General features: G+C 73.5%; 25 protein-coding genes. 14 read left to right on the top strand and 11 right to left on the bottom strand.

The window, feature by feature from the left end; all coding sequences use genetic code 11:
* Nucleotides 1-42 precede the first annotated feature (42 nt).
* Nucleotides 43-1338 (top strand): SLC13 family permease, encoded by a 1296-nt coding sequence (locus tag ACZ6B1_RS03665; RefSeq protein ID WP_468774613.1) that lies wholly within the window; start codon nt 43-45, stop codon nt 1336-1338.
* Nucleotides 1339-1368: 30 nt separating this feature from the next.
* The gene (locus ACZ6B1_RS03660) at nt 1369-1863 is read left to right on the top strand and encodes a universal stress protein (protein ID WP_468774611.1); all 495 of its coding nucleotides are present in this window, start codon (nt 1369-1371) and stop codon (nt 1861-1863) included.
* Between the two features lie 12 nt (nt 1864-1875).
* On the opposite strand, the gene ACZ6B1_RS03655 is transcribed toward ACZ6B1_RS03660, so the two are convergent.
* Nucleotides 1876-3624 carry a ricin-type beta-trefoil lectin domain protein gene (locus tag ACZ6B1_RS03655; protein WP_468774609.1) on the bottom strand — a complete coding sequence of 583 codons (1749 nt, stop codon included), beginning with the start codon at nt 3622-3624 and terminating at the stop codon, nt 1876-1878.
* 372 nt (nt 3625-3996) lie between these two features.
* A complete protein-coding gene (locus tag ACZ6B1_RS03650) occupies nt 3997-4965 on the bottom strand; it encodes an aldo/keto reductase (protein WP_468774608.1) in 969 nt (322 codons plus the stop codon).
* A gap of 155 nt (nt 4966-5120) precedes the next feature.
* Between ACZ6B1_RS03650 and ACZ6B1_RS03645 the strand changes: the two genes are divergently transcribed.
* Together ACZ6B1_RS03645 and ACZ6B1_RS03640 are read left to right on the top strand one after the other, a co-directional pair.
* Nucleotides 5121-5963 carry an endo alpha-1,4 polygalactosaminidase gene (locus ACZ6B1_RS03645; protein ID WP_468774606.1) on the top strand — a complete coding sequence of 281 codons (843 nt, stop codon included), beginning with the start codon at nt 5121-5123 and terminating at the stop codon, nt 5961-5963.
* A 139-nt stretch (nt 5964-6102) separates the two neighbouring features.
* Nucleotides 6103-6960: a hypothetical protein gene (locus ACZ6B1_RS03640; RefSeq protein WP_468774604.1), complete on the top strand. Its 858-nt coding sequence runs from the start codon at nt 6103-6105 to the stop codon at nt 6958-6960.
* A gap of 4 nt (nt 6961-6964) precedes the next feature.
* Here the strand turns inward: ACZ6B1_RS03640 and ACZ6B1_RS03635 are convergent, their stop codons facing one another.
* From ACZ6B1_RS03635 to ACZ6B1_RS03625, 3 genes are all read right to left on the bottom strand, one after another.
* Nucleotides 6965-7507: a flavoprotein gene (locus ACZ6B1_RS03635; protein ID WP_468774602.1), complete on the bottom strand. Its 543-nt coding sequence runs from the start codon at nt 7505-7507 to the stop codon at nt 6965-6967.
* A gap of 62 nt (nt 7508-7569) precedes the next feature.
* Entirely contained in the window at nt 7570-7770 is a 201-nt protein-coding gene (locus tag ACZ6B1_RS03630) for a ferredoxin (RefSeq protein ID WP_468774600.1), read from the bottom strand.
* 12 nt (nt 7771-7782) lie between these two features.
* Nucleotides 7783-9012, bottom strand: coding sequence for a cytochrome P450 (locus tag ACZ6B1_RS03625; protein WP_468774599.1), 1230 nt, complete (start codon nt 9010-9012; stop codon nt 7783-7785).
* A 293-nt stretch (nt 9013-9305) separates the two neighbouring features.
* On the opposite strand from ACZ6B1_RS03625, the gene ACZ6B1_RS03620 reads away from it, so the two are divergent.
* Both ACZ6B1_RS03620 and ACZ6B1_RS03615 read left to right on the top strand, forming a co-directional pair.
* The gene (locus tag ACZ6B1_RS03620; RefSeq protein WP_468774597.1) at nt 9306-9929 is read left to right on the top strand and encodes a LysE family transporter; all 624 of its coding nucleotides are present in this window, start codon (nt 9306-9308) and stop codon (nt 9927-9929) included.
* A gap of 120 nt (nt 9930-10049) precedes the next feature.
* Nucleotides 10050-10499, top strand: coding sequence for a nitroreductase family deazaflavin-dependent oxidoreductase (locus tag ACZ6B1_RS03615; protein ID WP_468774595.1), 450 nt, complete (start codon nt 10050-10052; stop codon nt 10497-10499).
* A gap of 105 nt (nt 10500-10604) precedes the next feature.
* Here the strand turns inward: ACZ6B1_RS03615 and ACZ6B1_RS03610 are convergent, their stop codons facing one another.
* Nucleotides 10605-11525 (bottom strand): cation diffusion facilitator family transporter, encoded by a 921-nt coding sequence (locus ACZ6B1_RS03610; protein ID WP_468776009.1) that lies wholly within the window; start codon nt 11523-11525, stop codon nt 10605-10607.
* A 222-nt stretch (nt 11526-11747) separates the two neighbouring features.
* On the opposite strand from ACZ6B1_RS03610, the gene ACZ6B1_RS03605 reads away from it, so the two are divergent.
* Both ACZ6B1_RS03605 and ACZ6B1_RS03600 read left to right on the top strand, forming a co-directional pair.
* A complete protein-coding gene (locus ACZ6B1_RS03605; RefSeq protein WP_468774593.1) occupies nt 11748-12764 on the top strand; it encodes a glutathione S-transferase family protein in 1017 nt (338 codons plus the stop codon).
* 28 nt (nt 12765-12792) lie between these two features.
* Entirely contained in the window at nt 12793-13095 is a 303-nt protein-coding gene (locus ACZ6B1_RS03600) for a DUF4235 domain-containing protein (RefSeq protein ID WP_358933217.1), read from the top strand.
* Nucleotides 13096-13105: 10 nt separating this feature from the next.
* On the opposite strand, the gene ACZ6B1_RS03595 is transcribed toward ACZ6B1_RS03600, so the two are convergent.
* Both ACZ6B1_RS03595 and ACZ6B1_RS03590 read right to left on the bottom strand, forming a co-directional pair.
* On the bottom strand, nt 13106-13498 hold the full coding sequence (locus ACZ6B1_RS03595) for a VOC family protein (protein ID WP_468774591.1): 393 nt from the start codon (nt 13496-13498) through the stop codon (nt 13106-13108).
* 61 nt (nt 13499-13559) lie between these two features.
* Nucleotides 13560-14024: a pyridoxamine 5'-phosphate oxidase family protein gene (locus ACZ6B1_RS03590; RefSeq protein WP_390059228.1), complete on the bottom strand. Its 465-nt coding sequence runs from the start codon at nt 14022-14024 to the stop codon at nt 13560-13562.
* Between the two features lie 209 nt (nt 14025-14233).
* Between ACZ6B1_RS03590 and ACZ6B1_RS03585 the strand changes: the two genes are divergently transcribed.
* The 3 genes from ACZ6B1_RS03585 (at nt 14234) to ACZ6B1_RS03575 (ending at nt 16446) form a co-directional block, all read left to right on the top strand.
* Nucleotides 14234-15460, top strand: coding sequence for a PucR family transcriptional regulator (locus tag ACZ6B1_RS03585; protein WP_468774589.1), 1227 nt, complete (start codon nt 14234-14236; stop codon nt 15458-15460).
* 63 nt (nt 15461-15523) lie between these two features.
* Complete coding sequence (locus ACZ6B1_RS03580) at nt 15524-15886, top strand: DUF1304 domain-containing protein (RefSeq protein WP_468774587.1); 363 nt, start codon at nt 15524-15526, stop codon at nt 15884-15886.
* On the top strand, nt 15883-16446 hold the full coding sequence (locus ACZ6B1_RS03575; RefSeq protein ID WP_468774586.1) for a TetR/AcrR family transcriptional regulator: 564 nt from the start codon (nt 15883-15885) through the stop codon (nt 16444-16446). The genes ACZ6B1_RS03580 and ACZ6B1_RS03575 overlap by 4 nt, the downstream gene beginning before the upstream one ends.
* 4 nt (nt 16447-16450) lie before the next feature.
* Here the strand turns inward: ACZ6B1_RS03575 and ACZ6B1_RS03570 are convergent, their stop codons facing one another.
* A complete protein-coding gene (locus ACZ6B1_RS03570) occupies nt 16451-17296 on the bottom strand; it encodes a hypothetical protein (protein ID WP_468774584.1) in 846 nt (281 codons plus the stop codon).
* Between the two features lie 61 nt (nt 17297-17357).
* Nucleotides 17358-18314 (bottom strand): GlxA family transcriptional regulator, encoded by a 957-nt coding sequence (locus ACZ6B1_RS03565; RefSeq protein WP_468774582.1) that lies wholly within the window; start codon nt 18312-18314, stop codon nt 17358-17360.
* Between the two features lie 71 nt (nt 18315-18385).
* On the opposite strand from ACZ6B1_RS03565, the gene ACZ6B1_RS03560 reads away from it, so the two are divergent.
* The gene (locus ACZ6B1_RS03560; RefSeq protein WP_468774580.1) at nt 18386-19336 is read left to right on the top strand and encodes an NADP-dependent oxidoreductase; all 951 of its coding nucleotides are present in this window, start codon (nt 18386-18388) and stop codon (nt 19334-19336) included.
* 167 nt (nt 19337-19503) lie between these two features.
* Complete coding sequence (locus ACZ6B1_RS03555) at nt 19504-19920, top strand: anti-sigma factor antagonist (protein ID WP_468774578.1); 417 nt, start codon at nt 19504-19506, stop codon at nt 19918-19920.
* 5 nt (nt 19921-19925) lie between these two features.
* Here ACZ6B1_RS03555 and ACZ6B1_RS03550 read toward each other — a convergent pair whose 3' ends face one another.
* Nucleotides 19926-20879 (bottom strand): ribose-phosphate diphosphokinase, encoded by a 954-nt coding sequence (locus tag ACZ6B1_RS03550; protein ID WP_468774576.1) that lies wholly within the window; start codon nt 20877-20879, stop codon nt 19926-19928.
* A gap of 194 nt (nt 20880-21073) precedes the next feature.
* Here ACZ6B1_RS03550 and ACZ6B1_RS03545 point away from each other — a divergent pair, with 194 nt between their 5' ends.
* Nucleotides 21074-21736 (top strand): DUF4230 domain-containing protein, encoded by a 663-nt coding sequence (locus ACZ6B1_RS03545; protein WP_468774575.1) that lies wholly within the window; start codon nt 21074-21076, stop codon nt 21734-21736.
* Nucleotides 21737-21739 lie beyond the last annotated feature (3 nt).

The following is a 21739-nucleotide window of genomic DNA, read 5'->3' as shown; positions in this document are numbered from 1 at the left end:
GGGCACCCGGTCTGCGTGGTGCGCGCGCCGGCGTTTGCTTTCATGGGCGGGCACCCCCTGGAGACCGATCCGGAAGGACCCGCCCTGAACACCCCGCTCGCCGAGGCCCTGTCGGCCGTGCTGCTCGTCGCCGTGCTGGCCTGGGCCGTCGTACGTCCCTTCGGATGGCCGGAGGCGACGCTGGCCGTCCCCGCCGCCGGGATCGTGATCGCGGCCGGCGCTATCCCGCTGGAGCACGCGCGGGCGGAGGCGGAGCGGCTCGGGCCGGTCGTGGGCTTCCTGGCGGCGGTGCTGGTGCTCGCCCACTTCTGCGACGTGGAGGGGCTGTTCGAGGCGTGCGGGGCGTGGATGGCGCGCTGGGCGGCGGGCCGGCCGGTGCGGCTGCTGACGGCGGTGTTCGCGCTGGCGTCGGCGATCACGGCCGTGCTCAGCCTGGACGCCACCATCGTGCTGCTGACCCCGGTCGTCTTCGCCACCGCCGCGCGCACCGGCGTACGCCCGAAACCGCATGTGTACGCCTGCACCCATCTGTCCAACACGGCGTCGCTGCTGCTGCCCGTGTCCAACCTGACGAACCTGCTCGCGTTCGCGGCGAGCGGGCTGAGCTTCACCCGGTTCGCGGCCCTGATGGCGCTGCCCTGGCTGGTGGCGATCGGCGCCGAGTACCTGGTGTTCCGGCGGTTCTTCGCCCGGGACCTGACGGCCGCGGCCCCGGTGCCCGGGGAGCGGGCCGCGGCGCCGCCGCTGCCGTTGTTCGCGCTGGTGACCGTGGGCTGCACGCTGGCGGGGTTCGTGGTGGCGTCGGCGTTCGGCGTGGACCCGGCGTGGGTGGCGGCGGCGGGGGCGCTGGTGCTGGCCGGGCGGGCGCTGCTGCGGCGCAACGCGACACCCCTGGCCGTCGTGCGGGCGGCGGCCCCGGCGTTCCTGGCGTTCGTGCTGGCGCTGGGCATCGTGGTGCGGGCGGTCGTCGACAACGGGCTCGCGGACGTGCTCGGGCGGGTCCTGCCCGGCGGCACCGGGCTCGCCGCGCTGCTGGGGACCGCCGCGCTGGCCGCGGTCCTGGCCAACCTCATCAACAACCTGCCGGCCGTGCTGGTGCTGCTGCCGCTCGCCGCCCCCGCCGGTTCCGGCGCGGTGCTCGCGGTGCTGCTCGGGGTGAACATCGGCCCGAACCTGACGTACGCCGGGTCGCTGGCCACCCTGCTGTGGCGGCGGATCGTGCACCAGCACGAGCACGGCGTGGACCTCGGGGAGTTCACCCGGCTGGGCCTGATCGCCGTGCCCTGTTCGCTGGCGGTGTCGGTGGTGGCACTGTGGGGGGCGCTGCAGATTCTCTGAGGATTCCGTGAGCCGAGGGAGGCCGGCCGGATGCGTGTGATCGCCTGGCTCGTCGAGGGCACCTGGCCCGCCTGCGTGGACGCCGTGCACACCCACGCCCCGCCGGACGCCGAGGTGGTGCTGCTGCATGTGTCCGGCCCGGACGTGGCCGGGGTGGCGCACGGCGCGTTCGCGGGGCTTCTGGGCCGGGGCCATCCCGAACGGGACCCGGGCGGGCGGCTGGAGGCGCTGGAGGCCACTTCGGCCACCGGGATCCTGGACGCTGCGGCACAGCGGCTGGGGCGGCCGTGCTCCCGCGCGGAGCGCTCCGGGCGGGTCGAGCGGGAGGTGGTGGCCGCCGCGGAGGGTGCCGATCTGCTGGTGCTGGCGCGGGACGGCGACCGGTCGCGGCTCGGGCCGCGCAGTCTGGGTCCGGCCGTCCGGTTCGCCGTCGACCACGCGCCCTGCCCGGTGCTGCTGGTCTGGCCGGAACCGGCCCCCGGTCTGGCGACGATCCCGCCCCCGCCGCCGCATCACCACCACTGAGCGGGCGGCGGCTCAGTGGTGGTGGTGGCCGCCGCCTCCGCCGTATCCGCCGCCGCCCCAGGAGCAGTAGGACGGGTGGACGGAGCAGAAGTCGGGGCTGGGTGAATCCGGCGGCGGGGCGGTGGACACGGTTGCCGTCGGGGTGGTCGACGGGGACGGGGACTTCGCGGCCCTGGGGGTGACCTTGGCCGACGGGGACGGCACGGGGGTGCTGTCGATGTCCCAGTTGACGATCTGCATCTCCAGGTCGGGGCTCGCGGTGTCGACGCTCCAGCGCTGGGCGGAGGTCGCGGTGCGGGTCTTGAGCACGAGGGCGCCGGATCCGTCGGTGGCGGCCGGGGCGAGCGCCAGCTCCTGGTCCGAGCGGGGCACGAGGGCGCCCTGGAGGGTGAAGTCGTAGCGGATGTCCTTGGCGGCCTTCGCGGGGGCCGAGCAGGGGGCGAGCCGGACCGAGTAGCCGAGGTGGGAGTCCAGGCAGAGGTCCGGCGCGGAGGCGTTGCGCAGCAGCCCGTCGGTCTCGTACTGCCACTGCTGGGCGGGGGCCGAGGAGCAGGTGGTGAGTTCGGTCTCGGCACCCTTGACGGCCTTGTCGCCGACGACGTCCACGCAGAGGCCGGAGGCGAGGTTGTGCAGCCGGCCGCGCAGTGCCCCCTGAGTGGTCCCGCTCGAGCCGGCCCAGGACGGGCCGGCGCCGGCGGAGTCCTTGCCCGGTGCCCGGGAGGGGGTGGCGCCGGGGGCGGGGGCCGGGTCGTCACCCGAGCTCAGCACCGACCACAGGACGAGCGGCAGCACGACCAGGCCGCTGACCGCGGCGACGGCGAGGGCGAGGTCGCGGCGGCGGGCGCGGCGGGCGGCCCGGTGCGCGGAGCGGCGGGAGGGGCCGGGCGGCGTGGGGGCCGGTCCGGGCCCGGGGGCGGCGGTCGCGTCGGGAAGGGTGGCGCGGGCCTCCAGGTAGGCGCGGGCGCCCCAGCCGAGCACGGCCTCGGCGAGGGCGAGGCCGAGTCCCGCGTTGAACTGGGCGAGTTGGTCGGCGGTCTGCCGGCAGTGCCGGCAGCCGGCCAGGTGCCCTTGCAGATCGGGATCGAGGTCGGCGCCGCCGCGCCGGAAGGTGACGTCCAGCATGCGCAGGTACCGCCGGCACTCGGTCTCGGGGGCGAGTTCGCGGTGCGCCTGGAGGCATTCCTCACGCAGCCGGTCGCGGGCGCGGCCGAGTTCGACGCGGGTCTCCTCCTCGTCCTGGCCCAGCAACGATGCCGGTACGGCGAGGGGTTCGGCCTCGACCTCGATGTGCCACAGCACGGCGCGGGCGGACTGGGGCAGCCGCTGGAAGGCGCGGGACAGCAGCCGCCGGCCGGGCGGCGGGAGCAGCCGGGCGGAGGCCCGCTCGCCGGTGGCGGGGTTCGTGCGCAGGGCGGCGTGCAGCAGTTCCTGACGGCCGTCACCGTCCCACTCGGCGGCTATCCGGCGAACGGTGACCAGCAGATGGGGCCGCCAGGCGGCGGACGGGCCCGACTGCCTGATGGACTCGCCGAACAGCCGGGTGAAGGCGGCGGTGGTGAGCATGCCTGCGGCCCGGGGCCCGTCGGTGCACAGCCGGGCGTAGGCGAAGGCCGCTTCCCAGTGCCGGTCAAGGAGTTCGCCGACCGGATGCAGCGCGGGTGACGTTCCCGTCCACTTCCTCAGTTCGGCGCTCAGCCGCTCGTCCGGGACTTCGAACCGGCGGCCGGTCGGCGCGGAATCCGACCTGCCTGCGTCATTCACCGCTGCATTCCTCCAAGCGCGACACGGTAATTAGTCCATACCAAGGGGTATGGGCAGGATTCACATCCCGAACGTCCGCCGTGGCAGCTCTTTTGAAGCGTGGGGGGCGTGCGGAGCGACCTGGCGCATGCAGCGGAAAATGTAATTGTCTGCGCGCCGACAGCGACACTTTTACACAGCAAGGCACTAGGGAACAAGAGATCCCACAGTTCCCGACAAGGAATTCCGGCGGTTGCCCTTTTGACAATTTGTCAAGAAAGCCTTTGCGCCGCATTACCGCCGTTCACACCCGCTCGCCGGGCATCCCGGAGCGGCAACTCGGCGCCGGGCCGCGCGGCACGGGCGCGCCCCGCGCGGACCGACGCCCGGCCGTCAGTGGCCGCTGATCGCGCGCGGCGTGTAGGGCTGCTGGAGTTCCTCCATCTCCTTCTCGCTCAGCTCCAGTTCGACGGACGCCACCGCGTCCTCGATGTGCCCCGGCCGGGCGGCGCCGACGACCGGCGCGGCCACCGTGTCCCGGTGCAGCAGCCAGGCCAGTGCCACCTGGGCACGCGGCACACCCCGGTCCTCGGCGATCCGGGTCACCGCCTCGACGATCGAGCGGTCGCCCTCCAGGTACAGGCGGCTGCCGAAGGCGTCGCCCGCGCTGCGCTCGGTGACCGTGCCCCAGTCGCGGGTGAGCCGGCCGCGGGCGAGCGGGCTCCACGGCAGCGTGCTCACGCCCTGGTCGGCGCAGAGCGGGAGCATCTCCCGCTCCTCCTCGCGGTAGAGCAGGTTGTAGTGGTTCTGCATGGACACGAACCGGGTCCAGCCACCGAGGTCGGCCGTGTACTGGGCCTTGGCGAACTCCCAGGCGTACATCGAACTCGCCCCGATGTAGCGGGCCTTGCCCGCCTTGACCACGTCGTGCAGCGCCTCCATCGTCTCCTCGACGGGGGTGGTGTGGTCGTAGCGGTGGATCTGGTAGAGGTCGACGTAGTCGGTGCCGAGACGGCGCAGGCTGTGGTCGATCTCGGTCAGGACGGCCTTGCGGGACAGGCCGGCGCCGTTGGGGCCCGGCCGGGTCCGGCCGTGCACCTTGGTGGCCAGCACGATCTCGTCGCGGTCGGCGAAGTCGCGCAGCGCCCTTCCTACGATCTCCTCGCTGGTGCCGTCGGAGTAGACGTTGGCGGTGTCGAAGAAGTTGATGCCCGCCTCCAGCGCCTGCCGGATGAGCGGGCGGGACGCATCCTCGTCGAGCGTCCACTCGTGCGTACCGCGGTCGGGCAGGCCGTAGGTCATGCAGCCCAGACAGATCCGCGACACGTCCAGGCCCGTCGAACCGAGCTTCACGTACTGCATCGTTGCTGCTCCTGCCGTCAGGGGCGATGGTCACTCAGGAGCGTACGTCGGGCTCCCGGCGCCGACTTGACCACGGCCGCGGGCGGACGGTTGCATTTCCGGACGTGCCGCGCCGGTCCGGAGCGGGGCCGTGACCGCGATGCGACGGAGCGGACGTGCTGACGATAGGGGCCTCCCGGGCGGGAGGCCGGAGGACGAGGGCCGGCGCCGTCCTGCTCGCCGTGGCCCTCGCCGCGACCGCGCCGGCCGGCTGCGGTTCCCGACCCACGATCGACTCGGGGCCCCTGACGTACCGACTGCCGCCGCGGCACGCCGGCTTCGACTACCAGATCGGCGGCGCCTATCCCCCGGCCCACGGTGTCCGCGTCGTCAGCCGCGACCGGTCCGACTCCCCCGCCCCCGGCCTGTACAACATCTGTTACGTCAACGCCTTCCAGGCCCAGCCCCGGGAACGTGCCGACTGGCCCTCCGACCTCCTGCTGCGCGACGGCCACGGCGGGCTCGTCATCGACGAGGACTGGGACGAACCGCTGCTGGACATCGGCACCCCCGCCAAGCGGAGCCGGGTGGCGGCGCGGGTGAACCGGTGGATCGACGGCTGCGCGAAGAAGGGTTTCGACGCCGTGGAGCCCGACAACTACGACAGCTACACCCGCTCGAAGCATCTGCTCACCGCCGCCGACGCGATCGCGTATCTGCGCCTGCTCACCGGGCACGCGCACGCCCGGGAACTGGCGGTCGGACAGAAGAACACCGCCGAGCTGGCCGCCCGGCGCGGGGCGGCGGGGCTGGACTTCGCGGTCACCGAGGAGTGCGGGCAGTACGACGAGTGCGAGGTGTACGCCAAGGCGTTCGACGACCTGGTGGTGGATATCGAGTACACCGACCGGGGCCTGCGCAAGGCCCTCGCGCGCTGGGGCGGCCGGCTGAGCATCGTCCGCCGCGACCTGGACGTCTCCACACCGGACGCGCCGGGGTACGTACGCAAGGCGCGCTGAGGGGGCCGACCGGCCCTCGTGCCGTGCCGCCTGCCGGTGACCAAACCGGCGTGGCGCGGTCCGACAGTCGTACTGTCGGCTCATCCTCGGCCCCAGACGACCGGCAGTCGGCCGGTCCCGGCCGCCCGGAGGACACCAGGTGCCGACACGTCCCACCATCCTGAGATGCCTGGCGGGGGCGGCGCTGCTGCCCCTCGCCCTCGTCACCCCCGCCTGGGGACAGCCCACCGCCGCGCCGTCCCGGGCGGGCGAGGAGCCGTCCACCCTGTGCGCGCCCGCCGGCACCCTGCGCGGCGCCCATGGCCAGCTGGCCGTCGTCAGCATCTGCGCGGGCAGCGGCACCCCGCAGCTCACGGTCCTGGCCCCGGCGAGCTGCCGGCGCGCCGGTGTCCGGGTGCGCTACACCTGCCGGACCGAAGGCACCTGGACGGCGCACCGCGCCGGCCGGACGCTGGCCACCGGGACGCTGCCTGGCGCACAGGAGTACCCGGGCCCCGGCACGTACGACATCACCGCCGACGTGCGCGTGCGGTCGGCGCCCGCCGGTGTCGACCTGCGGGGCACCGTCGAGGCCACGCTCACCGTGACCGCGCCCAAGGCGAAGCCCACGCACGCCGTCACCGTCGACCGGACCACCCTGCGGCGCAACGCGACCACCACGCTGACCTACACGGTCCGCCGGGACGGCGACGAGGGCGACGGCAGCGCCCGGCTCGGGCTGATCGGCGAGGCCGCCACCGGTGTGCGGATCGCCACGGAGGACGCCCGCTGCGTCAACCCGCTGGTCGGCCGGTACCCCTCGAACACCCGGCTGCGGCACTCCCTGGACTGCGCGCTGACCGCGCTGCAGCCCGGCCACCCGGAGACGGTGAAGGTCCGCGTCACCGTCGGACCCGAGTGCTCCACGGTGGTCTCCAAGCTGGGCTACTGGGTGCCGCAGGGCCAGTCCCTGTACACCGGCGGCATGCTCGCCGGGCCGACGCTGACCTGCGTGTAAGGCCCTAGCGGCCGTGGGGCCGCTCCAGCAGGTCCAGGGCGCTCTCCCAGGCGAATCCCGGCCGCCCGCCGTCCTCCCCGGGCGGGCCGGCGTACGGCTCGCCGAAGCGGACGCCCATCCCGCGCAGCCGGACCAGGCTCTCCCGGTACGCGGGGTGGGCGGCCAGCGCGTCCGCCACACAGGGCAGGACGGCGATCGGCACGCCGAGACCCGCCGCCTCGCAGAGCGTGCCGACGGCGAGCGTGTCGGCGAGCCCGGCCGCCCACTTGTTGAGGGTGTTGAAGGTGGCGGGCGCCACCACCACGGCGTCCGGCGGCGGGAACGGGCGCGGGTCGGCCGGGGAGCGCCAGGCCGACCGGATCGGGCGGCCCGTCAGCTCTTCGACGGCCGCGGTGTCGAAGAACCCGCCCATCGCGACCGGGGTGGCTATGACCCCGACCTCCCAGTCCCGGTCCCGGGCGGCACCGATCAGCCGGGGGACTCCGGCCGCGATCCCGGCCGCGCAGACGATGACGTAGAGGAAGGGCTTGCCGGCCTGTGAGGTCATCGCACGACCCTACTGAACCGGGAAGGGCGGCTCCGGCCGTGGCCCCGGGCCGCCCGGGCCCCTCAGCCGGCCGGCTCGGTCACGCTGATCGCGCTCACCGGGCAGGCGCGGGCCGCCTCCCGGACCATCGGATCGCCCCCGCCGTCCTCACGGCCCGGGAGCAGGGTGCTGTAGCCGTCGTCGTCCTGGGTGAACACGCCCGGCGCGGCCAGCGCGCACTGGCCGGCGCCGATACAGCGGTCCGTGTCGATGTCGATGTGCATGACCAGAGCCTCTTACCAGGTCACGGGGAGTTCCAGCATCCCCTGGATCGTGTCGCCGGGTTTGAACGGGATCTCCTCGGCGGGCGCGGCCAGCCGGAGGCCGGGGAGCCGCTCCAGGAGGGCGCCGAGGGCGATCTCCAGTTCGGCGCGGGCCAGGTTCTGCCCCAGGCACTGGTGGATGCCGAAGCCGAAGGCCACGTGATGGCGGGTGGAGCGGTGGAAGTCCAGGGTGTCGGGGTCGGCGAACACGGACTCGTCGCGGTTGATCACCGAGGTGGCGAAGAGGACGCCCTCGCCGGCCCTGATCGTGGTACCGGCGACCTCGATGTCCTCCAGGGCCAGGCGGAGTAGGCCGTCCGCGATCGAGAGCATCCGCATCAGCTCCTCGACGGCCGCGGGCAGCAGCGCCGGGTCGGCGCGCAGCTCGGCAAGCCGGCCGGGGTGCCGCAGCAGCGTGTAGGTGCCCAGGGAGATCATGTTGGCGGTCGTCTCGTGGCCGGCCACCAGCAGGATGACCGCGAGCGCCACCACGTCCCGCCGGTCCAGCTCGCCGGTGCGCAGCCGCTGGTGGACGAGGTCGTCCAGGACGCCGTCGCCGGGTTCGGCCTGCCGCTCCTTGTCGTCGATCAGTCCGCCGAGGTACTCCTCGAGCCGCTCGCGCGCCCCTTGCGAGTCGGCGGCCGTGGGGCCGCGCAGCAGCGTGCGGGACTGCTCCTCGAAGAACTCGTGGTCGGCGTACGGCACGCCGAGCAGACCGCAGATGACCATGGAGGGCACGGGCAGGGCGAAGGCGGAGACCAGCTCGGCCGGCGGGCCCTTCTCGATCATCGCGTCCAGCAGCCCGTCGACGGTCCGCTGGATGGTGGGGCGCAGCCCGGCCGCGCGCTTGAGGGTGAACGACGGGATCATCATCCGCCGCTGGGCCTGGTGGACGGGGTCGTCGACGCCGAGCAGCGCCACCCGGCGGTCGCGGACGGCCGCGAAGCGGGCGGTGGGCACGGGGAAGCCGGGGCGGGTGCGGTCGGTGGACAGGCGGGGGTCGGCGAGCAGCGCGCGGGCGGTGGCGTGGCCGGTGACCATCCAGACCTCACGGCCGTCGAAGAGGGTGACGCGGGACAGGCTTCGCCCGTCGCGCAGCGGGTCGTATCCGGTGGGCGGGTGGTAGGGGCAGGTGCGGTCCTGGGGGAAGGCGACGGGGTCGGCCGGGGTCCCCGGGCCGGTGATGTCCGTCAGTTCCGTCATGGAAAGACCTCGCAGACGAAGAGGTGCGTCGTGCCGATCTTCATTAGATGCCCGAGGCACCTATGGGACGACGGCAAGTTCGGCCAGATCGGCGTACGTCGTGATGTGGCCGAAGACCCTGCTGACCAGGGAATGGAACGCGCCGAAATTCGTTTGCCGGTGCGGGCGCGGCGGCCCCAGGATCGGCCCATGCTTCTTACAGACTCCCTCCTGCCGACGCCCGCTGCCACCGTCCTCACGGTGCCGGGCCGACAGCAGCCCGGCCGTCCCGGAAGGCCCGGCCCCGCGCGCCCATGACGGGGGCGCTGCTCGCGGGCCTGCTCGCGGGGTACGGCATCGCCGTACCCGTGGGCGCGGTCGGGACCTATCTGGTCTCCCTCACCGCCCGCACCTCGCTGCGCACCGGCGCCTCCGCGGCGCTCGGCGTCGCCACGGCCGACGGCCTGTACGCGCTGCTCGCCACGCTGGGCGGCGCCGCCCTCGCGGCGGAGCTGCGGCCGGTGCTGAACCCGCTGCGCTGGGCCTCGGCCCTGGTCCTCGCGGTGCTCGCGGTGCGGGCCGCGCTGCTCGCCCTGCGGCAGTACCGCGCCCAGCGGCTCGCCACCCGTCCCGAGCGGCCGGTTCCCGGCGCGGCACGGGCGTATCTCGGCCTTCTCGGGATCACCCTGCTCAATCCCATGACGGTCATCTACTTCGCGGCGCTGGTGCTCGGCAGCGGCACCGCGCAGGACGGACGGCCGCTGGAGCGGGTGGCGTTCGTGGCGGCGGCCTTTGCCGCGTCCGCGAGCTGGCAGTTGCTGCTGGCGGGCGGGGGCGCGCTGCTGGGCCGCTCACTGACCGGTCACCGGGGGCGGCTGATGACCGCACTGTTCTCCAGCGCGGTGATCCTGGTGCTGGCGGTGCGGATGACCACCTAGCCGGGGCCTGGGTTCACCCGCGCGGGTGACGGGGCACGCGGTACGGATGATCCGGGCGGCCGCGCGTGTTGTGGCCGCCCGGAGCACCATCCGCCGGACCGGACGAAGGAGACGGATCCCATGCCACTTGAGGGCGAGTACGAACCCAGCCCGACGCAGTGGGTGCGCGAGCAGGTCGAGCTGTACGAGAGCTCCGGGGGCACCAAGGGCACGACGCTGCGGGACACGGGGCTCCCGGTCATCGTGCTGACCACCCGGGGCGCGCGGAGCGGCAAGATCCGCAAGACGCCGCTGATGCGGGTCGAGCACGACGGCCGGTACGCGGCGGTCGCCTCGCTGGGCGGGGCGCCCAGGCATCCGGTCTGGTACTTCAACGTGAAGTCCGACCCGCACGTCGAGCTGCAGGACGGGGCGGACAAGCGGGACATGCGCGCCAGGGAGATCACCGGCGCGGAGAAGGCCGAATGGTGGGAGCGGGCGGTGGCCGCGTTCCCGCCGTACGCCGACTACCAGCGCAAGACGTCCCGGGAGATCCCGGTATTCGTCCTGGAGCCGCTCGACGGGAACTGACGGGGGCGCCCGCTGCCGGGAGCAGGTTCCGGCCCGGCAGCGGCGCCTTCGAGAAAAATCCCGCGCCCACGGGCGTGAACCCGTTCGGTGTCGGGCACCCGTGCGTCAGGCCCCGCCGCGCTCCCCCGTCGCGGCGGGGCCCTTTCGTGCCTCCTGCGCCGGCCGGTCGGTCACGTCGAGGTAGATGTGGTCGGCGGCCGGAACCGTGCTGGCGATCGACCGCTTGATGCGCACGGACACCTCCTCCACCCGCTCGCTGTCCAGGCCCGGCACCAGGTCGATGCGGGCGGCCACCAGGGTGGAGTCGAGGCCCAGCTTCATCGTGAGCAGCGACTCCACGCTGTCGATCTCCGGCTGGGCCTCGAGCAGCGAGCGGATCCGGCCGCTCAGCTCCGGGTCGGCGGCCTCGCCGATGAGCTGGTCCCGGGCGTCACGGCCCAGCCGGTAGGCGACGTACACCAGCAGCGCTCCGATGGCGATCGAGGCGGAGGCCTCCCAGACGACCTGGCCGGTCACCATGTGCAGGGCCATGCCGATGAGGGCGAGGGTCACACCGAGGACCGCCGTGCCGTCCTCGGCGACCACCGTGCGCAGCGCCGGGTCGCGCAGCGCGTCGCGGCCGCCGCCCTGCCGCCGCACCTGGTGCAGGGCCCGCAGCAGCGAGGCGCCCTCGGCGAGGAGCGCCACACCCAGCACGATCAGGCCTGCCACATAGCCGCTGAACTTCTCCTCGGTGCCGCTGCGCAGCGCCTCGAGTCCCTGCCAGAAGGAGAAACAGCCGCCCATCACGAAGATCCCGACCGCCGCGAGGAGGGACCAGAAGAACCGCTCCTTTCCGTAGCCGAAGGGGTGCCGCCGGTCGGCGGGACGGCTGCTGCGCCGCAACGCGGCCAGCAGGAAGACCTCGTTGAGGCTGTCGGCGACGGAGTGCGCGGCCTCCGACAGCAGCGCGGGCGAGCCCGCCAGCACCCCGCCGACGGCCTTGGCCACGGCGATCACCAGGTTCGCGGCCAGCGCGACCAGCACGGTGACCTTGGTGTGATGGTCGCCGCCCGATTCGCCCGTGCGCCGGGTGTCGTTCGCGTCGTTCGAGTCCTCGGCCGTCCGTGCGGCCGTCTGCTGATCAGAGGATGTCCCACTCACCTGGTGCCGACTGCCCCCGCTCCACCGGATCACACCGTGCCGAGGGGCGAAAAAGGGGAACGCGTGGTGGCGGGAACACACGCTCGCGCACGGCGAGGAGGAGAGATGGGCGGCGACCGCAACAGCGCCTACGGACACAAGACGTTCAGCCGGTCCAGAAGCCACTTCGGTGACCGGATCACCGCCGACGGCGCGGACGGCTGGCCGGTCAAGGCCGGGCGTTACCGGCTGGTGGTCTCCCGCGCCTGTCCGTGGGCGAGCCGGGCCGTCGTCTCGCGCCGGCTGCTGGGTCTGGAGGACGCCCTGTCCATGGCGGTCGCGGACCCCGTCCAGGACGACCGGAGCTGGCGGTTCACCCTGGACCCCGGCGGCCGTGACCCGGTGCTCGGCATCCGTTTCCTCAGCGAGGCCTACGACAGACGGGAGACCGGATACCCGGGCGGGGTGAGCGTCCCCGCGGTCGTGGACGTGCCCAGCGGCAGGCTCGTCACCAACGACTTCCAGCGACTCACCCTCGACCTGGCCACCGAGTGGAGGGAACTGCACCGCGAGGGCGCGCCTGACCTGTACCCGACCGGCCGGCGCGACGAGATCGACGCGGTGATGGCAGAGGTCTACACGGACGTCAACAACGGGGTGTACCGCGCCGGGTTCGCCACCCACCAGACGGAGTACGAGGAGGCGTGCACGGCGGTGTTCCGGCGGCTGGAACTGCTCGCCGAACGGCTCGCCGGGCAGCGCTATCTCGTGGGGGACACGATCACCGAGGCGGACATCCGGCTGTTCACCACGCTGGTCCGGTTCGACGCGGTCTACCACGGCCACTTCAAGTGCAACCGCTGGAAGCTGGCGGAGAATCCGGTGCTGTGGGCGTACGCCCGGGACCTGTTCCAGACGCCCGGCTTCGGCGACACGGTCGACTTCGACCACATCAAGCGGCACTACTACCAGGTGCACACCGGCATCAACCCCACCGGGATCGTGCCGCTCGGCCCGGACCTGGGCGGCTGGCTGACCCCGCATCACCGCCAAGAGCTCGGGGGACGGCCGTTCGGGGACGGGACACCGCCGGGTCCGCCGGCCCCGGGTGAACGAGTGGCGGCGCGCGGACGCCCCGCATGAGGACGGAATGACGAGGAAGGAGTCCTCCATGGCGAAGACAAAGAAGAAGAAGCTCCCTCTCGTCTACCAGCCGGTGGGGTTCGTGCTGAGCTGGGCGGGCGGAACACTCGCGGGAATGGCCTTCCGCAAGGCGTGGATGGCGTTCCGGCACGAGGAGGACGCGCCCGACGCGCTGGACCCGGACCGCGGCTGGGGCGAGATCCTGCTCGCGGCCGCGGTCCAGGGCGCCATCTTCGCGGTGGTGCGCAGCGCCGTGGACCGCACGGGGGCCAAGGCCATCGAGCGGACCACGGGCGTGTGGCCGGCCAAGGAGAAGGGCGGCCGGGACTGAGAGCTGCCGCTCACCCCTGCTTCGGTGCCGGCGACGGCACCAGGCGCACGGTGAAGGAGTGTCCGGCGGGGTCGGCGAAGCCGCGTTCCTCGTACGTCCCCGCCGGGTCCCCCGCCTCGATCGGCCGGCCGCCCAGCCCCACCACCCGGCGCTCCGCCTCGTCCAGGTCGGCCACCAGGAACTCCAGATGGGCCTGCAGCGAGTTCTCCGGGCGCGGCCAGCTCGGCGGGGTCGCGTTGGCGTCCCGGCGGAACGCGAGCCGGAGGCCGTCGCCGCCCCGGATCTGCACCAGGTTGGCGGAGGCGTCCGTCTGTTCGCCGTCGAGCAACTGCCGGTAGAACTCGGCGAGTTTCTCCGGTTCGGCGCAGTCCAGCACCACGACGCCCGCGTTCACGAGGGGCATGTTTCCTCCCGGTCGGTTCCGTCCTTCACTGTCTCCCTGCTGATATCCCCGTCCCGCCGATTCAGTCGGCGACCAGCCACGCTCCGTCACGCATCAGCTCCCGCCCCGCCAGCTCGTTCTCCTCCCGCCAGGCCTGGACGCGCCGCGGGAGCACGTTGAAGTAGAGGTAGCGGGTGGCGAGTCGGCGCGGGTCGAAGCCGGTCTTCCCGGCGAAGACCTCGGCGTCCTCCTCCGGCAGGTCCTCGGGGGCCACGGCCCGCACGGTGCCCTCGACGATGACGACGTCGCGGGTCGGCCCGATGCCCAGCCGGGCCCGCCCGGTGGCCGCGAGGTTGCGCCCGGTGGGGCTCTCGGCCGGGGTGGCGATCAGCAGGGTGGCACCGTCCCAGACGAAGGACAGCGGGACGAGGTAGGGGGCGCCGCCGTCCGCGCCCGCGGTGGCCACCCAGGCGTCCACGTCGTGCTCCAGCCGGTGGAGGGTGTCCTTCTTGCGCTGTTCGGCGGTGCGGGCGGGCGGCGGGGTCATGGTCGTGCCTCCTCGGCATCGGTTCTCGCTCGTACGACGTGCGAACGCCGTCAAGTGTGACCGTCCCCCTTCCGTCCGCGCACGGAAGCGATCAAGGCGTGTCCGGGCCGCCGTCCGGGATGCGGTTGTCATCGGCGCGCAGAAGTGATCCCCACAACTGTTCCCCGGTGATGAGCCGGTGCCGGTTACTCACGGGTATCGTCACCGCCGTGCCGAAGAGAGCCGTGGCGGTGGGCGTCGACACGGGCGGCCCGTTCAAGGCGTTGCCCCCTGGACTTCCCGACCGCCTCAGACCGTACGCAGCCGAGATCACCGAGGAGGTGGTCCGCGCCATCGGGACCCAGATAGCCGAGTACGCGCGCCCGATGGACGACACGTACATGCAGGGTGTGCACCGGGGCGTGGACCACGCGCTGCGCGGGCTGCTGGAGCGGATGGCGGAACCGGACACCGACTGGCAGCCGGTCAAGGAGACGTACGAGCGCATCGGCCGCGGGGAGGCCGAGGAGGGCCGCAGCCTCGACTCGTTCCAGTCGGCGCTGCGGCTCGGCGCCCGGGTGACCTGGCGCCGGGTCAACGCGCTGGTGGACGAGGGGCTGCTCCCCCGTGATGTGCTGGGCGCCTTCGGTGAGGCGCTGTTCCTGCACCTGGACGAGATGGCGGCCGCCGCGACCGCGGCCTACACCGAGGCCCGGCTGCACGCGGCCGGTGAACTCCAGCAGCGCCGGGCCCGGTTGGTGGACCTGCTGACCGCCGATCCGCCGGCCCCGGCGGGGGCGATCGCCGATCTGGCGCACGCCGCGCGCTGGACGGTGCCGCGGGCGATGGCGGTGGTGGCGGTGGACCCGGGCCCCGGTGCGGCTCCGATCGCGCCGCCGGAGTTCCTCACCCGGTTCGACCTGCAGCCCGCACTGCTGGTGGTGCCCGATCCGGAGGGGCCGGGCCGGGCGCGCGCGGTGGCCGGGGCGCTGCAGGGGCTGCCCGCCGCGATGGGGCCGACGGTGGCGCCGCACGAAGGGGCGAGATCGCTGCGCTGGGCGACGGAGGCCCTCGGCCTGGTACGGCGCGGCGTGCCGGCCGGCACGGACCCGGCCGGTGGTGTGGTGCGCTGCCAGGACCACCTGCCCACGCTGCTGCTTATGCGCGACGACACGCTGCTGGACGCGATGGCCGAGCACCGGCTGCGCCCGCTGGGTCAGGTGCGCCGACCGCAGCGGGAGCGGCTGGCGGAGACGCTGCTGGCCCTGCTGCGGTCCGGCCGGGGCGTCGCCGAGGTGGCCGCGCGTCTCGCGGTGCACCCGCAGATGGTCCGGTACCGGATGCGTCAGCTCGACGAGCTGTTCGGCGAGTTGCTGCACGACCCGGAGGCGCGCTTCGAGATGCAGCTCGCGCTGCGGGCGCGGGAGCTGCGCGGGGGTGCCATCGCCCCCGACTGACTTCCTGGACAAGCGTCCGAGTATTATGGACACCTGTCCAATAAGTAGAGGGGTCCATCGGTCATGGAGCTCGTGGCGAAGGTGCTGGTCGGCCTGGTGGCGGCGCTGCACGTGTACATCCTGGTGCTGGAGATGTTCCTGTGGCAGCGGCGGCCCGGGCGGAACCTGCACGGATTCGGTCCGGACCTGGCCCGGGCCACCGCTCCGCTCGCCGCCAACCAGGGCCTGTACAACGGCTTCCTGGCGGCGGGCCTGGTGTGGGGGCTGGCCGCGGCCGGTCCGACGGGGTTCGGGGCGCGGGTCTTCTTCCTGTCGTGCGTGGTGGTGGCGGGCCTGTTCGGGGCCGTCACGGCCAACCGCCGCATCCTGTTCGCCCAGGCACTGCCCGGCGCGGTCGCCCTCGCGGCCGTCCTCGCCGCCCGGTGAACCGGTCACCCCTGGAGGACCCGCGGGCGGCCCGCACCCGCGCCCGGCTCCGTACGGCCCTGCTCGAGGAGTGCGCCGAACGCCCGCTGGGGGAGGTGGGCGTGGCCGCGCTGGTGCGCCGGGCCGGGGTGGGCAGGGCCACGTTCTACGTGCACTACGACGGGCTGGAGGCCCTGGCGGTCGACGCCTGCGCGGACGTCGTGGGGCAGGCGGTGGACGCGCTGCACGCCTGGCGGGGGCTGCCCGATCCGGTCCACGCCCCGCCGGCGCTGCGGGAGTTCTTCGCGGGCCTCGCCCCGCACGCGGCCCTGTACCGCTCCCTGCTCACGCCGGGCGGCGGCGGGCCGCTCGGCCGGGTGCTGCACCGGGACCTGCGGGCCCGCAGCCTGGCCGAGCGCGAACTGGCGGGTGCACCGGACGCCCCGCTGGTCGCCTCGGCGGTGGCCGCGACGTTCGCCGGTGTGCTCGCGGACTGGCTGCACGGGCTGCTGGCGGGGACGCCGGAGGAAGTGGCCGGTCAGGTCTGGCAGTTGCTGGTCGCACTGCACCGCAGCCGTTGAGGCCTCACTTGCAGCCGACGCCGCTCCTCACCTGCGGCCAGGCCTCCACCGCGGCGGCGGTGCGAACGTAGGCGGTGTCCCGGTCTTCCGTCAGCCACAACCGCAGTCCGCGGTAGTGGTACCCGGTGTCACGGGCCGTCGCCGGCATCCGCACGTGCGCGCGGTACGGCGCCCGGAGCAGGCCGTCCCGGGCGAGCACGCCCTCGGGGTCACGGGCGTAGGTGCGGCCGTCCAGGCCGAGGAAGCGGGCCGACTGCCAGCCGCAGTGCTCCGGTCCGGCCGAACTGCTGAGCCTGCCCACCGGGACACGCCCGCCGTCGCGGTCCGTCCACACCTCCAGGCCCTCGGCCTCGGTGTAGCGCGCGGGGAGTTCGGCCGGATCGCAGGAGGCGTTGGTCTCCGGCCCCCAGCCCGGGCGCCCCGGCTGGTCCTTGGCCACCACGACGGCCACCTTGGTGCGCCCGTGGACGTCGAAGGAGTACAACACCCGGTCCGCCTCCGCGCGCTCCTCGCGGTAGCCGTGATCGGGCTGCTCGGGTTCGAACATGTCGAAGTAGAGCTTCAGCCCTTCCTCGGGCGTGTCACCGCCGTCGGCCCGGCTCCAGCCGTCGGGGCCGCCGCCGTCGTAGATCTCCCCGTCGCACTCCAGCGCCCGGCCGGCCGCCCCGGAGGCCTGCCGCAGCGCGCGCGGCCCGGACTCGTCCGTGCTCCGCGTGGCCACCCGGAGCGGTCCGTCGTACGGGGTGGCCGGGGGCGTGCCGCGGACCACCACCCGTACACCGGTGCCGTCGTCGCATCCCACCGCCGCCACGGCCGCCAGCACCGCCACCGCCACGAGTCCCGCGCGCATGTCCCACCCCTGTTCCCGCCTGCCGTTCTCCGTCCTTGGACGGCGGGCGGGCGCGGAACGTTCAGTGGACTTTCCGGAACGTCCGCCGGTAGGCCTGCGGGGAGACCCCGATGGAGGCGTGCAGGTGCTGGCGCAGGGAGGCGCCGGTGGCGAAGCCGACCTCGGCCGCGATCCGGTCCACCGGCAGGTCGCTGGACTCCAGCAGGTGCCGGGCACGGACGAGGCGCTGCTGGATGAGCCAGCGGCCGGGGCTGACCCCGACCTCGTCGTGGAAGCGGCGGGCGAAGGTGCGCAGGCTCATCCGCGCGTGCTGGGCGAGCTCGGCCAGGGTGAGCGGCTCGGCCAGCCGCTCCAGGGCCCAGGCACGGGTGGCGGCCGTGCCGGAGGAGCCGTTCCCGGGGACCGGCTGCTCGATGTACTGGGCCTGGCCGCCGTCCCGGAACGGGGGGACGACGCAGCAGCGGGCGACGAAGTTGGCCAGGGCGCTGCCGTGATCGGTGCGGACGAGGTGCAGGCAGATGTCGACGCCGGCGGCGGCCCCGGCCGAGGTCAGGACCCGGCCGTCCTCGACGAACAGCACGTCCGGGTCCAGCTCGACCCCGGGGTACCTGCGGCGGAAAAGGTCGGCGAGGTGCCAGTGGGTGGTGGCCCTGCGGCCGTCGAGGAGTCCGGCCTCGGCCAGCACGAAGGCCGCGGTGCATATGGAGACGATCCGCGCGTCGGGGCGGATCCGGGCGAGGGCGGCGGCGACGGCCTCCGGCAGCTCGGCGGGGAGGCAGGCGGGGAGCACGGAGGGGACCACCACCGTGTCCGCCGTCTCCAGCAGCTCGGGGCCGTGTTCCACGTTGATCGTGAAGTCCGCGCTGCTGCGCACCGGTTGGCCGTCGACGCTGCAGGTCAGCACCTCGTAGCGGCCGTCGGCGGCGCCGAGGATCCGGCTGGGAATGCCCAGTTCGAAGGGGTAGACGCCGTCGAGGGCCAGGACCGCCACCCGTTCCGGGCTCGCTGTGCGACGCATGGCACGATCCTATCGGAGGTTGGCCATCCTGCCATTTCCCGGACGGGTGCCGCCCGGCAGGCTGGTTACCCATGAGCGATGTGAACACGATGCGCGCCATCGGCCAGGACGTCCTCGGCGGTCCCGAGGTCCTGAAGGAGGTACGGGTGGAGCGGCCCGTGCCGCGGCCCAACGAGGTGCTGGTCCGGGTGCGGGCCGCCGGGGTCAACCCGACCGACTGGAAGCACCGGGCGACCGGCGGGTTCCTGGGCGAGCCGCCGTTCGTCCTCGGCTGGGACGTCTCCGGGGAGGTCGCGGAGACGGGGATCGGCGTGGCCGCCTTCCGGCCCGGCGACGAGGTCTTCGGCATGCTGCCCTACCCCTTCGGCCACGGCTCGCACGCCGAGTACGTCACCGTCCCGGCCCGCGCCCTGACCCACAAGCCGGCCTCGATCGACCACGTCCAGGCGGGCGCGCTCCCGCTGGTGTCCCTGACCGCCTGGCAGGCACTGACCGAGCACGCCGACGTGCGGCCCGGGCAGCGGGTACTGGTCCACGCCGCCGCCGGCGGGGTGGGCCACGTGGCCGTGCAGATCGCCAAGGCGCGCGGCGCGTACGTGATCGGCACCGCGAGCGCGGGGAAGCACGATTTCCTGCGGGAGACCGGCGTCGACGAGGCGATCGACTACCGTTCCACCGATTTCACCGAGGCGGTGCGGGACGTCGACGTCGTCCTGGACACCCTCGGCGGGGACACCTCCGTGCGGTCGCTGCGGGTGCTGCGGCCGGGCGGCGTCGTGGTGTCGATCCTGCCGGTCGGCTCGCGGGAGTTCCACGAGGAGGCCGAGCGGCTCGGGGTGCGGGCGGTGCGGATGCTGGTGGACGCCGACCGGTCCGGGATGAACACGGTGGCGGAGCTGGCGGAGTCGGGCCGGCTGCGCGCCACGATCGCGGGGACCTTCCCGCTCGCGGACGCGGCCAAGGCGCACGAGCTGGGCGACACCGGCCGGACGACGGGCAAGCTGGTCCTGCTGGTGGACTGACCTGGGCGGGAGGCTGAGCGCGGACCCGGCCGCCGCGGGCCCGCGCTCCGGCGCCGCCGCCGCTTTGTCACCCACGCCACAGAGCGACACGCGTGAAACCCGAAGACATATGTCAATCGAACATGCTCAAATTCCTTCTATCGAGGGTAACTTGACGGTCGAGGGCCATGCTTTTCCGGGCGCGGGTGGGAGGTGGTGCCGTCGTGCGACAGGAGCCGACCCCGCGCACCCGGCACTTGCGCGTGCGTGAGGACCGCGGGCACACCGTGCTGGAGTTCCGCGGTGAGATCGACATCGCGGCGGCGGCCGAGATCGCCCCCGCGTTGGACCGGGCGACCGGTCTGCCCGGCGCCCGGATCGTGATCGACCTGCGCGCCGTCGACTTCTTCGACTGCTCCGGGCTGCGCCTGCTGTACCGGGCGCGCGGCCGGGTGCTGGAGCGGGGCGGCCGACTGCACCTGGTGTGCACCCATCCGCTCACCCTCCGGGTGCTGAAGGTCACCGGCCTGTCCCGGCTGCTGCCGCCGCAGCCGACGCTGGACGCCGCCCTGGAGCAGCCCGAGGCCGCGTCCGGCTCCCTGTGAGCGGGTCAGGCGCCGCGCGGCTCCTCGAACAGGGCGCTGACGGACTCACCGTTGTGGATGCGGCGCACGGCCTCGGCAAGGGCAGGCCCGATCGACAGGACGCGGAATTTGTCGGTGTGCTCGTCCGCCGGGACCGGCACGGTGTTGGTGCAGACGATCTCCAGCACGTCCGGCTGCTCGCTCAGCCGCTTGAGGGCGCCGGCCGCGAACAGCCCGTGCGTGCACGCCACGCGGATCGAGCGGGGCCCCATCTCGCGCAGTCTCTCCAGGAGTTCGAGCACGGTGCTGCCCTTGGCGATCTCGTCGTCCAGGACGATGACGTCCCGGTCGGTGACGTCGCCGATGACGGAGCTGATGCTCACCCGGTCGTCGGCGAACCGCTGCTTGGCGCCGGCCGCCACCTGGGCGCCGATCAGCCGGGCGAAGGCGGCGGCCTCCTTGGCGTTGCCGAGGTCCGGGGAGACGACCGTGGTGCGCGTCAGGTCGTACCGCGCGAAGTGCGCCGCCAGTTCGCGCAGGGCGTGCAGGTGATCCACCGGTACCGAGAAGAAGCCGTGCACCTGGGGCGCGTGCAGGGTCATGGCGAGCACCCGGCCCGCGCCCGCGGCCACCAGCAGGTCGGCGACCAGCCGCCCGCCGAGGGAGATGCGGGGCGCGTCCTTCTTGTCGGAGCGGGCGTAGGAGTAGTGCGGCATGACGACGGTGATCCGGGCCGCGGAGGCACCCCGGGCGGCGTCGCACATCATGAGCAGTTCCACCAGGTGTTCCTGCACCGGCCGGACCAGCGGCTGGATCAGGAAGACGTCCCGCTCCCGGCAGTTGGCCTGGAGCTGCACCTCCAGGCAGTCGTTGGCGAACCGGCTGACCCGGGTCGGGCTGAGCGGCACCCCGAGGTGGGCACAGACCTCCTCGGCCAGCTCGGGATGGGCACTGCCACTGAAGACGGCGATGTCTCGCACGATCCGCTCCTCGCATGATCAGCACGGGCTGCGCCGTCATGCTACTGGCGGCGCTCCCCCGCCCCTGGCAGCGGTGCGCCGGGCGTGCCCGCCGCGGCCCGGGGCCGGCACGCGCCCCAGGGACCGGCTTCCGGCACTCCGTGGTCTGGCGACGCGTTCGGCGGGCATCAGTGTCAGCAGGAAGGAGGGTCGCCATGACGACTTACGCCAGACGCCTGCCCCGGCGCATGCCCGGCTGGGCCAAGGTGGTGACCGCGTTCGTGCTGGTGCTTGTGGTGCTGTTCGCGGGCATCCGGCTGGCCGTACTCCCGGGCATCAAGGACCTGTTCGGCACCGAGACGCACGACCGGAGCGGCCCCACGCTCCTGAAGTCCATCCAGGACATGAGCCGTTACGACGCCGCCTCCGGCAACTTCCAGGTGGTCGTGGACCTGGAGAAGGACGCGAAGTTCCTGCCCGACGCGATCCGCGGCACCCGCACCCTGTACGTCGGCGCGGGCACCGTGGACGCCTATGTGGACCTCGGCGCGGTCGGGGACGAGGACGTGTCCGTCGACGGCGACCGGACCACCGCCACGCTCCGGCTGCCGCACGCCCGGCTCGGCAGGCCGGCCCTGGACCCGGACCGCTCCTACGCCGTGTCCAAGCAGCGCGGTCTGCTCGACCGGCTCGGAGACCTGTTCTCGGACAATCCCAACGGCGAACAGGCGGTGCAGAAGCTCGCCGTACGGCACATCGGCGACGCCGCGAAGGACAGCGGGCTGACCCGGCGGGCCGAGTCCAACACCACCGGGATGCTGCAGGGGCTGCTGCGCTCCCTCGGGTTCAAGGAGGTGCACGTGTCCTACGGGGCCTGACCG

The organism is Streptomyces sp. NPDC041129, from assembly GCF_055592265.1.
The sequence above is the reverse complement of the archived record's forward strand: the minus strand, read 5'-3'. Positions and strand labels throughout refer to the sequence as shown.

Coding starts and splice junctions, on each gene's coding strand:
- ACZ6B1_RS03565 (WP_468774582.1), bottom strand. CDS start 18,314: ATGCGTCGCACAGCGAGCCCGGAACGGGTGGCGGTCCTGGCCCTCGAC.
- ACZ6B1_RS03650 (WP_468774608.1), bottom strand. CDS start 4,965: ATGCAGTACGTGAAGCTCGGTTCGACGGGCCTGGACGTGTCGCGGATC.
- ACZ6B1_RS03555 (WP_468774578.1), top strand. CDS start 19,504: ATGCTTTTCCGGGCGCGGGTGGGAGGTGGTGCCGTCGTGCGACAGGAG.
- ACZ6B1_RS03590 (WP_390059228.1), bottom strand. CDS start 14,024: ATGACCCCGCCGCCCGCCCGCACCGCCGAACAGCGCAAGAAGGACACC.
- ACZ6B1_RS03605 (WP_468774593.1), top strand. CDS start 11,748: ATGGGCGGCGACCGCAACAGCGCCTACGGACACAAGACGTTCAGCCGG.
- ACZ6B1_RS03595 (WP_468774591.1), bottom strand. CDS start 13,498: ATGCCCCTCGTGAACGCGGGCGTCGTGGTGCTGGACTGCGCCGAACCG.
- ACZ6B1_RS03620 (WP_468774597.1), top strand. CDS start 9,306: ATGACGGGGGCGCTGCTCGCGGGCCTGCTCGCGGGGTACGGCATCGCC.
- ACZ6B1_RS03580 (WP_468774587.1), top strand. CDS start 15,524: ATGGAGCTCGTGGCGAAGGTGCTGGTCGGCCTGGTGGCGGCGCTGCAC.
- ACZ6B1_RS03625 (WP_468774599.1), bottom strand. CDS start 9,012: ATGACGGAACTGACGGACATCACCGGCCCGGGGACCCCGGCCGACCCC.
- ACZ6B1_RS03615 (WP_468774595.1), top strand. CDS start 10,050: ATGCCACTTGAGGGCGAGTACGAACCCAGCCCGACGCAGTGGGTGCGC.
- ACZ6B1_RS03545 (WP_468774575.1), top strand. CDS start 21,074: ATGACGACTTACGCCAGACGCCTGCCCCGGCGCATGCCCGGCTGGGCC.
- ACZ6B1_RS03665 (WP_468774613.1), top strand. CDS start 43: ATGGGCGGGCACCCCCTGGAGACCGATCCGGAAGGACCCGCCCTGAAC.
- ACZ6B1_RS03600 (WP_358933217.1), top strand. CDS start 12,793: ATGGCGAAGACAAAGAAGAAGAAGCTCCCTCTCGTCTACCAGCCGGTG.
- ACZ6B1_RS03635 (WP_468774602.1), bottom strand. CDS start 7,507: ATGACCTCACAGGCCGGCAAGCCCTTCCTCTACGTCATCGTCTGCGCG.
- ACZ6B1_RS03660 (WP_468774611.1), top strand. CDS start 1,369: ATGCGTGTGATCGCCTGGCTCGTCGAGGGCACCTGGCCCGCCTGCGTG.
- ACZ6B1_RS03560 (WP_468774580.1), top strand. CDS start 18,386: ATGAGCGATGTGAACACGATGCGCGCCATCGGCCAGGACGTCCTCGGC.
- ACZ6B1_RS03570 (WP_468774584.1), bottom strand. CDS start 17,296: ATGCGCGCGGGACTCGTGGCGGTGGCGGTGCTGGCGGCCGTGGCGGCG.
- ACZ6B1_RS03630 (WP_468774600.1), bottom strand. CDS start 7,770: ATGCACATCGACATCGACACGGACCGCTGTATCGGCGCCGGCCAGTGC.